Origin of the sequence: Mesorhizobium sp. M0140, from assembly GCF_040322475.1 — a bacterium.
In the GTDB taxonomy this organism is placed as follows: Bacteria; Pseudomonadota; Alphaproteobacteria; order Rhizobiales; family Rhizobiaceae; genus Mesorhizobium.
Genome location: NZ_JAMYTM010000020.1, coordinates 48,575 through 63,080, shown reverse-complemented (window position 1 = coordinate 63,080; position 14,506 = coordinate 48,575). Strand labels below are relative to the sequence as shown.

The following is a 14,506-nucleotide window of genomic DNA, read 5'->3' as shown; positions in this document are numbered from 1 at the left end:
CACGGGTTATAGCCATGAGCGACAAGAAAACCAGCAACCAGATGTGGGGCGGACGTTTTGCCTCGGGTCCGGCCGCGATCATGGAAGCGATCAACGCGTCTATCTCCTTCGACCGCAAACTCTATGCGCAGGACATCAAAGGCTCGATCGCCCACAGCGAGATGCTGGCGCAAACGGGCATTATTTCGGCGGCCGACCAAGAAAAAATTGCTGACGGGCTGAACACGATCCTGAAAGAGATCGAGGCCGGCAGCTTCGAGTTTTCGACACGGCTCGAAGACATCCACATGAACATCGAGGCGCGCCTCGCCGATCTGATCGGCCCGGCGGCCGGCCGGCTGCACACCGCCCGCTCGCGCAATGATCAAGTCGCAGTCGATTTGAGGCTGTGGGTCAAGGATGAGTGCTTTCGCGTCGCCGAGGCGTTGAAAGGGCTGATCGAGGCGCTGCTGGAGCGGGCCGAGGAGCATGCCGCGACCGTGATGCCGGGCTTTACCCATATGCAGGCGGCACAACCGGTGACCTTCGGCCATCACTGCATGGCCTATGTCGAGATGTTTTCGCGCGACCTGTCGCGTGTGCGCGATGCGATCGAGCGGATGGACGAAAGCCCGCTCGGTGCCGCGGCCCTCGCCGGCACCAGCTTCCCGATCGACCGTCACCGGACCGCCAAGGCGCTCGGCTTCCGGGAGCCGATGCGCAATTCGCTCGACAGCGTCTCGGATCGCGATTTCGCGCTTGAGTTCCTCGCTCTTGCCGCGATCTGCGCCACGCATCTGTCACGGCTGGCCGAAGAGATCATCATCTGGTCGACGCCGCAGTTCGGCTTCGTCAGGCTGTCGGACTCGTTTTCCACCGGCTCCTCGATCATGCCGCAGAAGAAGAACCCCGATGCCGCCGAACTGGTGCGCGGCAAGACCGGCCGCGTCACCGGTCATCTGGTCGGCCTGCTAACGGTGATGAAGGGCATGCCTTTGACCTATGGCAAGGATATGCAGGAAGACAAGGAATCGGTGTTCGACGCCGCCGAGACGCTCGACCTGATGCTGGCGGCGATGACCGGCATGGTCTCGGACATGACGGTCAACGCTGTTGCGATGAAGAAGGCCGCCGGCTCCGGCCACGCCACAGCAACCGACCTTGCCGACTGGCTGGTACGCACGCTCGGCCTGCCGTTCCGCGAGGCGCATCATGTCACCGGCCGGGCGGTGGCGCTGGCCGAAGACAAGAAGGTGGGGCTGGAGAGGCTTTCACTGGAGGATTTGCAGTCGATCAATTCCGGCATCACGGCCGACATATTTTCGGTGCTGGCGGTGCAGAACTCGGTCAAGAGCCGCATCAGTTTCGGCGGCACCGCGCCGTCGGAAGTGAGGAAGCAGATCCGCGCCTGGAAAAAGCGGCTGGCGAAGGCGTAATGCCGGATATTGCGAGCAGTAATATCCCGGATATTTCGACGAGCAATATCTCGGGGTGCAATGCGCCGAGAACTCGGCTAAAAGCGGCGGCTGACAAACGTTTCGGACGGATGGATCGATGACCGGAAGCAGGATTTTGGTGACGCTGACGCTGCTGGTTGCGATCGCGGCCGTTTCGGCCTGCGGCAGGAGGGGCGCTCTCGACACGCCCTATGAGGCGGCCGTGCAGGCGCGCAAGGATGCCTCGAAGGCCCACCAGCCCGTGCCGCCGGAGCCGGAAAAACCGGTCAAGGACAAGAAATTCATCCTCGACCCGCTGATCTAGAGCCGACGAGAGCGGGGCCTTCCAACCCGATCTGATCGAGCCCCAACTTTCCGGAACCACTCTCGTGAACCATTTCGACTACCGCGACGGCGTGCTCCATGCGGAGGACGTGGCGATACCAGATATCGCCGCACAGATCGGCACGCCATTCTACTGCTATTCGACGGCCACCCTGACCAGGCACTACCGGGTGTTTGCCCAGTCCTTTGCCGGGCTCGACGCGCTGGTCTGCTACGCCATGAAGGCCAATTCCAACCAGGCCGTCCTGCGGACGCTGGCCAAGCTCGGCGCCGGCGCCGACGTGGTTTCGGAAGGTGAATTGCGCCGGGCGCTGGCCGCCGGCATTCCGGCCGGCAAGATTCTGTTTTCGGGCGTCGGCAAGACCGCGCGCGAAATGGACTTTGCCCTTGCCGCCGGCATCCTTTGCTTCAACGTCGAGTCCGAGCCTGAACTCGAGCTGTTGTCGGCGCGGGCCACTGCCCTTGGCAAGGTGGCGCCGATCTCGCTGCGCATCAATCCCGACGTCGACGCCAAGACCCACAAGAAGATCTCCACCGGCAAGGCCGAGAACAAGTTCGGCATCCCGTGGCAGCGGGCGCGGCAGGTTTATGCCCGCGCGGCAAAGCTTCCCGGCATCAGGATCACCGGCATCGATACCCATATCGGCAGCCAGATCACCGAGCTGCAGCCCTTCGACGATGCCTTCGCCCTGCTTGTCGATCTCGTCGGCGCGCTACGGGCGGACGGCCATGCCATCGAGCATATCGATGTCGGCGGCGGGCTCGGCATTCCCTACCGCATCGACAACAACCCGCCGCCGCTGCCCGACGCCTATGCCCAGATCGTCAGGAAGCATGTCACCAAGCTCGGGCTAAAGGTGATGTTCGAGCCTGGCCGGCTGATATCAGGCAATGCCGGCATCCTCGTCTCGGAAGTGATCTTCGTGAAGGAAGGCGACGCCAAGAACTTCCTCGTCGTCGACGCCGCAATGAACGATCTCATCCGGCCGACGCTCTACGACGCCTTCCACGACATCCGTCCGGTCGTGCAGCCGCCGGCCGACACGCCGCGCATGATGGTCGACGTGGTCGGCCCGGTCTGCGAGACCGGCGACTATATCGGCCTGGACCGCGATCTGCCCAGGCTGAAGGCCGGCGACCTGATTGCCGTCTCCACCGCCGGCGCCTATGGCGCGGTACAGGCCGGCACCTACAACACGCGTCTGCTGGTTCCGGAAGTGCTGGTCGACGGCGACCGGTTCCACGTCGTGCGCCCACGCCTGACCTATGACGACCTGATCGGGCTGGATTCCATGCCCGACTGGCTTGCATAGAAGCGCCGGAAACACACCTACCCGTCGCAGGGAGCAATCATGACGAACGGCATCACCGTCACACGCGAGCGCATTGCCGCAATGGAACCGCGCATCCGCCCCTATATCAGGCTCACGCCAGTGCTGCGCGTCGACATGGCCGACTTCGACCGGCCGCCGCTGGCCGTCGACCTGAAGCTCGAATGCCTGCAGCATTCCGGCTCGTTCAAGGCGCGCGGCGCTTTCACCAATCTCCTGGAGCGGCCGGTTCCCGACGCCGGTGTCGTCGCGGCATCGGGCGGCAACCATGGCGCGGCCGTCGCCTATGCCGCCATGCGGCTCGGCCACAAGGCGACCATCTTCGTTCCCGAAGTGAGCCCGCCAGCCAAACTGGAGCGAATCCGCTCCTACGGCGCCGAACTGATCGTCGGCGGCGCCCGCTACGCCGAGGCGCTGGCGGCCAGCGAACGGTTCGCCGAGGAGACCGGCGCCTTGCAGATCCATGCCTTCAACCAGGAGGAAACGCTTGTCGGCCAGGGCACGCTCGGGCTCGAAATCGAGAGCGATTTGCCTAAGATCGACACGCTGCTGGTCGCTGTCGGCGGCGGCGGCCTGATCGGCGGCATCGCTGCCTGGTTCGCCGGCCGCATTCTTATCATCGCCGTCGAGCCGGAAGGGGCGCCGACGCTTCATCGCGCCTTCGAGGCCGGACACCCCGTCGACGCACCGGCCGAGGGCATCGCCGCCGATTCGCTGGCGCCAAAGCGCGTCGGCGAAATGATGTTCCCGATCGCCGAAGCCTTTGTCGAACGCTCGATCTTGGTCAGCGACGACGACATCATCGCCGCGCAGAAGGCGCTGTGGAACCGGGCCCGCATCATCTCCGAGCCGGGAGGTGCGGCCGCCTTTGCCGCGGTCCTGTCGGGCCGCTATACGCCGGCGGCGGGCGAACGGGTCGCCGTGCTGGTCTGCGGGGCGAATGCGGACCCCGCTACCTTCTAAAGGGGCCCACCAACTTCTGAAGGGTATGCAGGATGGAACGATAACGGCCACTTCACGTTTTTCCGAACTGCCTCGCCTTTGCCGTGTTTGCTGGTATTCTTTGAGTCGTGAGGCGTCGGGCTATCCTGCCCGCTCCACAGCATGATCCCGAAAAGTGAAATCCCTTTCGGAACAGATCATGCTCATAGGGATAGGGCCGCATCCCGGTTTCCGGGATAGGCTCAAGGAAGGGCCGATGACGCAACGACCCACCTTCAGCAGCAATCGCGGCCTCGCCGGGCGGCTGGCCGTGAGCCGGCTGGCGACGCGGGTCTCGATGATGGTCGAGCGCGGCTGGCCGTTGCTGCTTCCGCTCGTCATCGTCGCCAGCCTGTTCCTCAGCATCTCCTGGCTCGGGCTGTTCTCCCGGCTGCCGGATATGGCGCGCATCGGCCTCGTCGCTGCTTTTGCCATAGCGGCACTGGCCGCGCTCTATCCGCTGCGCTTCTTCCGCCTGCCGGGCGCCGGCGAAATCGACCGCCGCATCGAGGCCGCCAATCAATTGTTGCACAGCCCGGTGCTGGTGCAGACCGACCGGCCCAGCGGCAGGGAAAGCAGCTTCTCGCAGGCGTTGTGGCGTGAACACCAGAAGCGCATGGCCGGAAAGCTCGACAACCTTGGCGCCGACCTGCCGCGCACGCGCGTGCCGGAGCGCGACCCCTGGGGGCTGCGCGCGGTGGCGGCCCTTTTGCTCGTTACCGCCTTCGCCTTCTCCTTCGGACCGACGGGCGGCAGGATCAGCGACGGCTTCAATGCCCATGGGACGCGCGATATCGTGCCTCCGCGCATCGATGCATGGGTGACGCCACCGGCCTATACCGGCAAGCCGCCGATCTTCTTGACCGCCGACGCAAACCAGGCGATCCCGACCTTTACGGTTCCCGAAGGCAGCGACGTTTCGCTGCGCGTGACGGGCGGCTCGGGCGAGGAAACGCTCGGCTATGCCGACAAGAATGGCAACGCCCGCGTCATCGACCCCGCTGCGCCGCAGACCGCCGCCAAGCCGGCTGCAAGCCCGGCGACGCCGTCCAAGGTGCGCCAGTTCACCAGCAAGCTGACCGGCGACGGCACGCTGACGCTGACGTCGGGCGAGGAACAGCTCGGCCGCTGGGCCTTCGCGGTCATATCGGACAAGCCGCCGCAGATCCGCTTCGTCGGCGAGCCCAAGCGCGCCGCCAATGGCGCCTTCGAGCTAAACTACCAAATCGACGACGACTATGGCGCCGCCACCGCCAAGGCGGTGTTCGCGCTCGCCGATCCGCAGGCGCCGAATGCGCGTCCGCTGTACGGTGCACCTGAAATGCCGCTGACGCTGCCGCGCCGCGGCGGCAAGTCGAACGCCGCCAGGACCTCCAAGGACCTGACCGAGCATGTCTGGGCCGGCAGCAGCATTAAGCTGACGCTGGTCGCCACCGACGATGCCGGGCACACCGCATCGAGCCAAACCAAGACGCTGCTGATGCCGGAGCGGCCTTTCGCCAATCCGCTGGCACGCGCCGTGATCGAACAGCGCCGCCTGCTGGCGCTCGACGCCAACGCCAAGCCGCGCGTGCTCGACCTGATGGACGCCATCACGCTGCGGCCGGAAGACACGTTCGACAATATGTCCCACTACCTCGCCATTATGAGTGCCCGCACCCGGCTGAAGATGGCCGAGAGCGACGATCAATTGCGCAGCGAGGTCTCCTATCTCTGGGAAATCGCGCTCGGCATCGAGGAAGGCAATCTTTCGGCCGCCGAAAAGCGGCTGCGCCAAGCGCAACAGGCGCTGCAGGACGCCATCAAGAATGGCGCCAGCGACGCTGAAATCGAAAAGGCGATGAAGGAACTGCGCGAGGCGATGAACCAGTTCCTGCAGGAATTCGCGGAGCGCGCCAAGCAGAATCCCAACGCCCCGCAGATGCAGCAGAACGGCCAGGAACTACGCCAGAGCGACATCGATCGCATGATGGACCAGATCGAAAACCTGGCGAAGTCCGGAGATCGCGACAAGGCCCAGCAACTGCTGTCGCAACTGCAGGACATGATGAACAATCTGCAAGCCGGCCGTCAGCAGCAAGGCGGCCAGCAGGACAGCGAGATGCGCCAGCAGATGGACAAGCTGGGCGAGATCCTGCGACGTCAGCAGGAGATGATGAACGAAACCTTCCGCATGGATCAGATGCAGCGTGGCGAGCGCCAGCGCGGGCAGAACCGTGACGAGCAGCTCGGCGAAGGCGGCCAGGATGAGGACAGACCCGGCGTCGGCGAAGACCGCGATCCGCTCGCCCGGCAAAAGCCGATGACACCCCAGGAATTCGCCGATGCGCTGAAACAGCTGCAGCAGGGCCAGGGCCAACTGCAAAGCGACCTCGAGCAGCTGAAGAAAGGCCTCGAAGGCATGGGTATGGAGCCCAATGAAGGATTTGGCGAGGCCGGCAAGTCCATGGGCAATGCCGAACAGGCACTCGGCGAGGGCGAAGGCGATGCGGCCGTCGGTCATCAGGGCCGGGCGCTGGAAGCGCTGCGCAAGGGCGCCAAGGACATGATGAAGCAGATGCAGGCCATGCAAGGCGACCAGGGCGGCGGCGAGGAAGGCGGCCGCCAGCAGAACGCCGATCGTGATCCGCTCGGCCGGCCACGCGCCAGCACGGGTCCCGACTTCGGCGATTCGGTGAAGGTGCCCGACGAGATCGACGTGCAGCGTGCCCGCCAGATACTGGAAGCGATCCGCAAGCGGCTCGGCAATGCGCTCAGCCCTGACATTGAACGCAGCTATCTGGAACGGCTGCTCGAGCTGAAATAGAGCAATTCCACGAAAATTATGAAGCGGTTTTCCGTCCGGAATTGCTATAAAACAAAGGGATTGCCGTCCGCCATCCCACCTGAAAACCCTCTCGCACGGTTGCACCACCATGCCCAGACTTGGCGCCGTCACACCCATCCTGCGCATCTTCGACATTGCCAAGGCACGTGAATTCTACGTCGGCTTCCTCGGCTTCGAGGTGCAGTGGGAACATCGCTTCGCCGACGACGCGCCGCTTTACATGGCGGTAGGCCGCGACGGCTGTGTTCTGCATCTCAGCGAACATCACGGCGACGGTGCACCCGGCATCGCCGTGCGCATCGAGGTCGAGGACATCACGGCTCTTCATGGCGAACTGATTGGCAAAAACTACCGCTTCGCCAGGCCGGGCGTGGAAGAGACGCCTTGGAAGACCCGCGAGATATCGGTCGCCGATCCGTTCGGCAACAGGCTGCATTTCTACGAGGATGCCGCCGGCTGACTGAGCCTGTTGACGAAGGCTTCGCGGATAGCATCCTGCATGCCGTCGATCGCCTCGCCTGACGCATTCGGGTTGCGGTGCATCACCACGTTCGAGGAATCGATGGCGCCGAATCCGTCTGCCGTGGTCAGTTCACGACAGCCGTCCGGAATGTTGCTGCGCGAAATCGGCGCGATCGCCAGTCCGGAGGTGACGGCGAGCTTGAGGCCGCCGGTGGTGTCGCTGGTATAGGCGACACGATAGGCAAGATCGCGCTGCTCCAGTGATTTGATGGCAAAGTCCTTGCACCAGCCGGCCCGGTTGTAGAGCGCGATCGGCACCGGCTGTTCCTCATGCATATGGTGCAGGGTCGACGTCACCCACACGGTCGGGTCCTGCATCAGCACTTCGCCGCCGGCAGGATCCTGCCATTCGAACACCACGCACAGATCGAGCTCGCCGGCAGCGAGCGCCGCCATCTGCGCCCCGGAATGGGCATAGCGCACGGTGACCTCGACCTGCGTATGACGCTTCGAAAAAGCGCCGAGCGCGCGCGACAGGATGGCGTGGCCATATTCCTCCGGAATGCCGATGCGGACCGGCCCGCCAAGCGGCGCTGCCGCCATCGATGCCGACGTCTCGTCGAGCAGCGAGACAATGCGGCGGGCGTTGACGATGAGTTCGCCGCCGCGCCGCGTCAACGCGACGCCGCGCGAACCGCGCTCGAACAGGCTGGCGCCGATCAGCTCTTCGAGCTTCTTCATCTGCATCGACACCGCGGACTGGGTGCGGCCGGCCTGCTCCGCCGCCTTGGTGAAATTGCCGGTCTCGGCAATCGCCACGAAGGTGCGCAGGAGATCGCTGTCGAGGGTCGGCCGCATGAAATCCGCCATAAGGGAATTTGATTGCTGGCATCATTCCAATTCGTTTGCAACATGTCAAATGGCGGACGATAGTCGCCTCACCCATTGGATATGCGGCTGCGAAATCAGCCGCGGACCAATCAAGAGTCCTCACTCGTGCCCGCTGCCCGAAACGGTGGCGGGTTCTTTTTACGCCGCAGGCGACAGCTTCGGACCGTACGCGCAGGAGCCTGGATGCAGATGCAGAATCGGATGGTGGGCGGCATCCTGAGCCTGTGCCTCGGCGTGCTGATCTTTTCGCTGCAGGATCCGCTCGTCAAAGCCGTGTCGAGCGGCTATCCAGTGACCGAGGTGATGGCGATCCGCTCGATCGTCGCCCTGCCGATCCTGATCGTTCTGGTCCATGCCGACGTCGGCCTGCGGGCGATCCAGTCGAAGCGATTCGGCATGCTGACGGTGCGCGCCTTCATCCAGTTCACCTCCTATACGATGTACTACCTGGCCATCGCCGCCTTGCCGCTTGCCGATGCGGTGGCGCTCTATTTCATGGCGCCGCTGTTCATCATGGTGCTGGCCGGGCCGTACCTTGGCGAGCGCGTCTCCTGGCAGACACTGGCAACCGTGCTGATCGGCTTGTTCGGCGTCCTCGTGATGCTGCGTCCCGGCGCAGGGCTGTTCGACTGGGCAGCGCTGCTGTCGCTGGGCTCGGCGGCGCTCTATGGTTTTTCGCAGCTGATGGCCCGCAAGATCGGCGATACTGAATCGTCCACCGTCATGGCCTTCTATCAGAACGGCGCCTATCTGGTCGGCGCCGCCGTGGTTGCCGGGGCATTTCACCTGGCCGGCATCACCCACGCCGTCCACCCGAGCCTGGAATTCCTGGTACGGCCCTGGCTGTGGCCGACGCTGCCCGATTTTCTCAAGATGGCGGCCTGCGGTTTCGTCGCCTCCGCCGGCATGATCCTGCTGTCGCAGGCCTACCGGATGGCGCAGGCCAACCGCGTTGCCACTTTCGAATACACCGGCATCCTGTGGTCGCCGCTGTGGGGTTTCCTGTTCTTCGCCGAGGTGCCGCGGTCGACGACCGTCATCGGTGCCGCCTTGATCATCGGCGCCGGCCTGCTGGCGCTCAACACCGAACGGCGTAAAAGCCCCCCACCCGTGCTCGCTGCCACCGATCCAGCCTGATCAGGCGAAGCAGATCAGCGCCCGTTCGACGCGCGAGCGGATTTCGGCCAGCGTGAAGGGCTTCTGCACGACATCGAGGATGATGCCGTTCAACTCCTCGGCGCGCTCGCGCTGGTCGGCATAGCCGGTCATCAGCACGATCTTCATCGCCGGAAACAATGCTGCCGCCGCGATCGCCATCTCGATGCCGTCCATCTCCGGCATGCGGATATCGGAGACGACCAGATCGTAGCCGCCACGCGCTGCCTTGATCTGCGCAAGCCCCTGCGCGCCGTCCGCCGCGATATCGATTGTGTGCCCGGCGCGTTCAAGCGCGCGGGCGGCCAGGGTGCGGACGGACTCATCGTCCTCGACGATCAGAAGCTTTGCCATGGCCGGCATATTTGGCCGCGAAAAGTTGACTTTTCCTGAAAGCCCCCGAGCAATTCAGGAAAAGTGTGAGACGGTTTTCCGGGAAAAGCGCATAGCGCTTTCCCTTGGGAATTGCGTCAAAACAAAAAACTAGAGCGGTTCGGCGTTTTCGTGAAGCGGCGAACCGCTCTAAGCATCAGCAAACCTTTTTGATGCCGCTCAGACATCCCCTTTGACGACACCGACAAACGGCAACTCGCGAAAAGCATGCGCGACATCCATGCCGTAGCCGACAACGAAATAGTCGGGGCAGTCGAAGCCGACATAGTCGGCATTGAGCTCGGTCTGGCGGCGCATGCGCTTGTCGAGCAGCACGGCGATCGAACAGCTCTTGGCGCCCCGCGACAACATCAGCTCGCGGGTAAAGCTCAGCGTCTTCCCCGATTCGAGAATGTCGTCGATCAGCAGCACGTCGCGGCCGGCGACCTCATTGTCGATTTCGCGCAGCACCCTCACCTCGCCGCTGCTGGTGCCGGCGCCATAGCTGGAGATGAAGATGAATTCGACCTCCGGCGACAGGCCGACATCATGCATGGCGCGGATGAGATCTGCGGCGAAGATGAACGAGCCCTTCAGGACCGAGATCACCAGCAGATCGTGATAGTCGTGGCCGGCAATCTCCTTGGCGAGTTCCAGATTGCGCCGCGCGATCGCCGATGCTGAAAACAGAACCTCGATGTCCTTGCCGCGTACGATGGGCATTGATGGTCTTCCCCGGTGATCGCCTATTCGGCGAAAGTGACCGACACGGTCTTCACACCGTTTCTAGGCACGTCGAGCCGGCTGGCAAAGCCGAATCTTTCGCCAGAGGCCAGCGAGCGGCCGGATGTCCCCAACGTATAGCGGGTGGTCTGCCCGTCATTGCCAGTCACCCGGATTTCAAGCGGCGGCAACTGCGTCGGTTTCGCACCGTCATTGACGGCCTCGCCATCGACGAACAGTGCGGCGTTCGGCCCGGTAGCGTCGACGCGTGACGTGACGCCCGAAATGCTGAGCGCCGACGCCTGCGCGCTGGACAGGAACGGCGCCTGGCGCACCAGCGCGTGCCCGCCGGAGACCCAGAACGCGGCCAAGGCAGCGCCGATACCAGCGACCCAGAAGATCGGTCCGCCGCGCGAGGCCGGTAGCCGCTCCGGTGAGGCTTCGGGCTTGCGCAGCATGTCCATGCCTTCGATGGGCGGCGTGACGATCGCGCGCGGCAGCGGCGAAACGCTTTCCACCGCAGGCGCAAGGCGCGGCATCACTACGTAGTCGGCATCGACGATGTCGGCGGCCGAACCACGCATGAACCTGTCCGCTGCGGCAATTGCCGCCGGATCGGTCATGATTTCGCCGGAAACCGGGCGCGCGGTTCGATCGTCAGCCATCATGGCCCCAGCATTGCAGCACGTGTTCGCTTTTCGTTTCTTTTGCGTAAACACAAATGGTTAACGCTTCCCCACCGGAGCCCTCGTGACGAGCCGAAACAGCCCAGAAATTAACCGCCGGTTAACCATGCCGGCCGATGGTCTTTATCTAGAACAGGCCGGCTCGCCGCCGTGCCGAAATTCAGGTCGTCGAAATTGATTCGTTTCGAAAATGTCGGCCTCCGCTATGGCATGGGTCCGGAAATCCTCCGCGACATCTCCCTGCACATACCGGAGCGCTCCTTCCAGTTCCTGAGCGGGCCTTCGGGCGCCGGCAAGACGACCTTGCTGCGCCTGCTGTTCATGTCGCTGAAGCCGACGCGCGGGCTGATCACCATCTTTGGCAAGGACCGTTCGCGCATCTCGCGCACCGAATTGCCGCATCTGCGCCGCCGCATCGGCGTGGTGTTCCAGGATTTTCGCCTGCTCGACCACATGACCACCTACGAGAACGTCGCGCTGCCGCTGCGCGTGCGCGGGCGCGAGGAGGCGAGCTACCGCACCGATGTCACCGAGTTGTTGAAGTGGGTCGGGCTGGGCGAGCGCATGCACGTGCTGCCGCCGGTTCTGTCCGGCGGCGAGAAGCAGCGCGCGGCGATCGCGCGGGCGCTGATCGAGCAGCCGGAAATCCTGCTCGCCGACGAACCGACCGGCAATGTCGATCCGCCGCTGGCGCGACGCCTGCTGCGGCTGTTCATCGAGCTCAACCGGCTCGGCACCGCGGTGGTGATCGCCACCCACGACCTTGGCCTGATGGAACAGGTCGACGCGCGCCGCATGATCCTGGCCGGCGGAAGGCTGGACATCTATGACTGAACTGTCCGCCGAACATTTTGTGGAACGGGAGCAGGACGCCGAGGCGACCGAGGCAAAGCCCCGCGCCCAGCGCAGGATGGCGCCGATCGTGCCGGCGCAGAACATCGCTGGCCGGGCACTGGTCCTGGTCATCGCCATCATGACCTTCCTGTCCTGCCTGACTTTCGGCGCGGTGACGCTGGTGCGCGACACAGCGTCCGTCTGGGAGAACCAGATTTCGCGCGAGGCGACCATCCAGATCAAGCCGGTCGACGGGCTCGACATGGAAGCAGCCCTTACCCAGGCCTCCCAGATCGCCGGTGAATTCCCTGGCGTCAAGACGACCCGGATCATCGACCGCGAGGCGACCGCGAGGCTCCTTGAGCCCTGGCTGGGCTCGGGGCTCAACATCGACGAATTACCCGTGCCGCGCCTGATTATCGTCACCATCGACGAGAACAGCCCGCCCGATTTCGCCGCCATGCGCGCCGCGATCACGCCGAAACTGCCGAGCGCATCGCTCGACGATCACCGCACCTGGGTCGACCGGCTGGTGGCGATGGCCCGCACGACGGTGACCATCGGCATTGCCGTGCTGGCGCTGATGCTGTCGGCGACCGTGCTGACCGTGGTGTTCGCGACGCGCGGAGCCATGGCCGGCAACGGTCACATCATCGAGGTGCTGCATTTCGTCGGCGCCGAGGCACGCTTCATCGCGCGCGAATTCCGCCGGCATTTCCTGGTCACCGGCATGAAGGGAGCAGCGGCTGGCGGTGCCGCCGCAGTGCTCGTGTTCATCGTCTTTTCCTGGTGGTCGTCGCGCAATATGGCGACGCCGCAGGCCGACCAGGCGACCGCCCTGTTCGGCAATTTCGCCATCGGTTCGGCAGGCTATCTCGGTGTCGTGTTGATGGTGCTGGTGATCGGCGGACTGACGGCTGCCACGTCCCACGCCACCGTGGTTGCCTATCTCAGCGACATCGATGTCCGCCAACCGGATGCAGGCTAATTCATGTCGCCCAAAAGTGGGAACCGGTTTTGGGACAACGCCATGGATAAAACAGGGTGATCACGGATGGAGAATTCACGTAACGCAAAGTGCGTCTTTTACCTACCCAAAGCCGCATTTCAGGATTAACCATATGGCGATGGACGCGCGGGATTCGACCGGTACGGCTGGGCAGATGCCAGTGGTGGTTGCCCGTTCGCATGACCGCCGCGCTGTGAGCCGTCTAAGAGCCGCGTTGCGCCTCTCGGCTCTGTCTCTGCTCATCCTCGCTACGTTGTTTGCCGGCGGTTTCGGCTGGTTCGCCAACAAGGTAAGCCATCTGACGACGCCCGCCAATCCGGCCAGGGCGGACGCGATCATTGTCTTGACCGGCGGCCAATCCCGCCTCGATGCGGCGATGGATCTGCTGGCGTCCGGCAAGGGCGAACGGCTGCTGATCAGCGGCGTGCACCCTTCGGCCAGCCGTCGCCAGCTGCAGGCAGCGACCGGCGGCGACAAGAAGCTGTTTTCCTGTTGCGTCGACATCGACCGCGCCGCGCTCGATACGATCGGCAATGCGGAGGAAAGCGCCAAATGGGTCGAGAGCCACGCCTATGGCACGGTGATCCTCGTCACCAACAATTATCACATGCCCCGCAGCCTGCTGGAAATGGGCAGGCTGCTGCATGGCGCCAAGCTCGAGCCCTATCCGGTGGTCAATTCCAACCTCGACAATGGCGGCTGGCTGACCAAGCCGCGGGCATTGCGCGTGCTGTTCACCGAATACAACAAATATCTGCTGGCGCTGGCGCGCGGCATCGTGCCGGTCAAGCCGACGCCTAACGGCATCGCACTGGCCGAAACCGCGGCCGGCGGCTGATTATTCCCCTGCGGCCGCGCCCGAATTTCCCCTGAGCCGTGCGATCTCCTGCTCAAGGCGTTCGATACGCTTGTCCCGCTCTTCGAGTGCCGCCGCCACGTCGGCCGCCTCGAACCGTTGCGGGATATGCTGCGGGCAATTGGCATCCCAGGCCGAGACCGTGAACAGGATGACCTGCTCGGGGCGCGCCTTGTAGTCTTGCGGCATCAGTTTCGCCATCAACTCGGCGTCACTCTCGACGACCCGCGCCGTGCCCCAGATCTTGATGCGCTGGCGGTGCATATAGTCGATCAGGAACAGGAACGCCCTTGGATTGTCGGCCAGATTGCCCTGCGTGATGAACTGCCGGTTGCCGGCAAAATCCGCGAAGCCGATCGTGTGTTCATCCAGCACCTTGAGGAAGCCGGCGGGTCCGCCGCGATGCTGGATGTAGGGCTGGCCATCGCCATTGGCCGTCGACAGGAAAACGCTGGTCTGCATCTCGATGAAGGCGGCAAGGTCAGGGGTGATGACAGCTTGCCAGCCGCCACGCTCCTCGACGCGGGCATAGGACTGACGCGAGCCCTTGCGTGCCTGGATCGCCTTGACGGTCGGCGTGAAGGCGACGTCGCTGGTGAAAGCATGCGCGTTCATCGAA

Annotated in this window: 15 protein-coding genes; 10 read left to right on the top strand and 5 right to left on the bottom strand. The window is 64.0% G+C overall.

Features of this window, described 5'->3' with window-relative positions; all coding sequences use genetic code 11:
* Nucleotides 1-14: 14 nt before the first annotated feature.
* From argH to NKJ37_RS20250, 6 genes are all read left to right on the top strand, one after another.
* Nucleotides 15-1,415, top strand: a complete 1,401-nt coding sequence (argH, locus tag NKJ37_RS20275) for an argininosuccinate lyase (protein WP_352675522.1) — start codon at nucleotides 15-17, stop codon at nucleotides 1,413-1,415.
* 118 nt (nucleotides 1,416-1,533) lie between these two features.
* The gene (gene lptM, locus NKJ37_RS20270; RefSeq protein ID WP_023811112.1) at nucleotides 1,534-1,740 is read left to right on the top strand and encodes an LPS translocon maturation chaperone LptM; all 207 of its coding nucleotides are present in this window, start codon (nucleotides 1,534-1,536) and stop codon (nucleotides 1,738-1,740) included.
* 64 nt (nucleotides 1,741-1,804) lie between these two features.
* Nucleotides 1,805-3,073 carry a diaminopimelate decarboxylase gene (gene lysA, locus NKJ37_RS20265; protein ID WP_128304650.1) on the top strand — a complete coding sequence of 423 codons (1,269 nt, stop codon included), beginning with the start codon at nucleotides 1,805-1,807 and terminating at the stop codon, nucleotides 3,071-3,073.
* A 39-nt stretch (nucleotides 3,074-3,112) separates the two neighbouring features.
* Nucleotides 3,113-4,054, top strand: a complete 942-nt coding sequence (locus tag NKJ37_RS20260) for a threonine/serine dehydratase (protein ID WP_352774804.1) — start codon at nucleotides 3,113-3,115, stop codon at nucleotides 4,052-4,054.
* Between the two features lie 235 nt (nucleotides 4,055-4,289).
* Nucleotides 4,290-6,878, top strand: coding sequence for a TIGR02302 family protein (locus NKJ37_RS20255; RefSeq protein WP_128304652.1), 2,589 nt, complete (start codon nucleotides 4,290-4,292; stop codon nucleotides 6,876-6,878).
* A gap of 109 nt (nucleotides 6,879-6,987) precedes the next feature.
* Nucleotides 6,988-7,359 carry a glyoxalase superfamily protein gene (locus NKJ37_RS20250; RefSeq protein ID WP_352441730.1) on the top strand — a complete coding sequence of 124 codons (372 nt, stop codon included), beginning with the start codon at nucleotides 6,988-6,990 and terminating at the stop codon, nucleotides 7,357-7,359.
* Here NKJ37_RS20250 and NKJ37_RS20245 read toward each other — a convergent pair.
* The gene (locus NKJ37_RS20245) at nucleotides 7,338-8,219 is read right to left on the bottom strand and encodes a LysR family transcriptional regulator (RefSeq protein ID WP_023811107.1); all 882 of its coding nucleotides are present in this window, start codon (nucleotides 8,217-8,219) and stop codon (nucleotides 7,338-7,340) included. The two genes, NKJ37_RS20250 and NKJ37_RS20245, sit on opposite strands and share 22 nt — an antisense overlap.
* A 222-nt stretch (nucleotides 8,220-8,441) precedes the next feature.
* Between NKJ37_RS20245 and NKJ37_RS20240 the strand changes: the two genes are divergently transcribed.
* Complete coding sequence (locus NKJ37_RS20240) at nucleotides 8,442-9,389, top strand: DMT family transporter (RefSeq protein ID WP_352441784.1); 948 nt, start codon at nucleotides 8,442-8,444, stop codon at nucleotides 9,387-9,389.
* Here the strand turns inward: NKJ37_RS20240 and NKJ37_RS20235 are convergent, their stop codons facing one another.
* From NKJ37_RS20235 to NKJ37_RS20225, 3 genes are all read right to left on the bottom strand, one after another.
* On the bottom strand, nucleotides 9,390-9,761 hold the full coding sequence (locus NKJ37_RS20235; protein WP_352441731.1) for a response regulator: 372 nt from the start codon (nucleotides 9,759-9,761) through the stop codon (nucleotides 9,390-9,392).
* A 198-nt stretch (nucleotides 9,762-9,959) separates the two neighbouring features.
* Nucleotides 9,960-10,502, bottom strand: a complete 543-nt coding sequence (hpt, locus tag NKJ37_RS20230) for a hypoxanthine phosphoribosyltransferase (protein WP_352441732.1) — start codon at nucleotides 10,500-10,502, stop codon at nucleotides 9,960-9,962.
* A 23-nt stretch (nucleotides 10,503-10,525) separates the two neighbouring features.
* Nucleotides 10,526-11,170: a hypothetical protein gene (locus NKJ37_RS20225; RefSeq protein WP_352612750.1), complete on the bottom strand. Its 645-nt coding sequence runs from the start codon at nucleotides 11,168-11,170 to the stop codon at nucleotides 10,526-10,528.
* 192 nt (nucleotides 11,171-11,362) lie between these two features.
* Between NKJ37_RS20225 and ftsE the strand changes: the two genes are divergently transcribed.
* From ftsE to NKJ37_RS20210, 3 genes are all read left to right on the top strand, one after another.
* Nucleotides 11,363-12,022 carry a cell division ATP-binding protein FtsE gene (ftsE, locus tag NKJ37_RS20220; protein WP_010911739.1) on the top strand — a complete coding sequence of 220 codons (660 nt, stop codon included), beginning with the start codon at nucleotides 11,363-11,365 and terminating at the stop codon, nucleotides 12,020-12,022.
* On the top strand, nucleotides 12,015-13,010 hold the full coding sequence (locus tag NKJ37_RS20215) for a cell division protein FtsX (RefSeq protein ID WP_027038121.1): 996 nt from the start codon (nucleotides 12,015-12,017) through the stop codon (nucleotides 13,008-13,010). The genes ftsE and NKJ37_RS20215 overlap by 8 nt, the downstream gene beginning before the upstream one ends.
* 133 nt (nucleotides 13,011-13,143) lie before the next feature.
* Entirely contained in the window at nucleotides 13,144-13,869 is a 726-nt protein-coding gene (locus tag NKJ37_RS20210) for a YdcF family protein (protein ID WP_128304658.1), read from the top strand.
* Here the strand turns inward: NKJ37_RS20210 and NKJ37_RS20205 are convergent, their stop codons facing one another.
* The gene (locus NKJ37_RS20205; RefSeq protein ID WP_352612748.1) at nucleotides 13,870-14,502 is read right to left on the bottom strand and encodes a pyridoxamine 5'-phosphate oxidase family protein; all 633 of its coding nucleotides are present in this window, start codon (nucleotides 14,500-14,502) and stop codon (nucleotides 13,870-13,872) included.
* Between the last annotated feature and the right edge of the window lie 4 nt (nucleotides 14,503-14,506).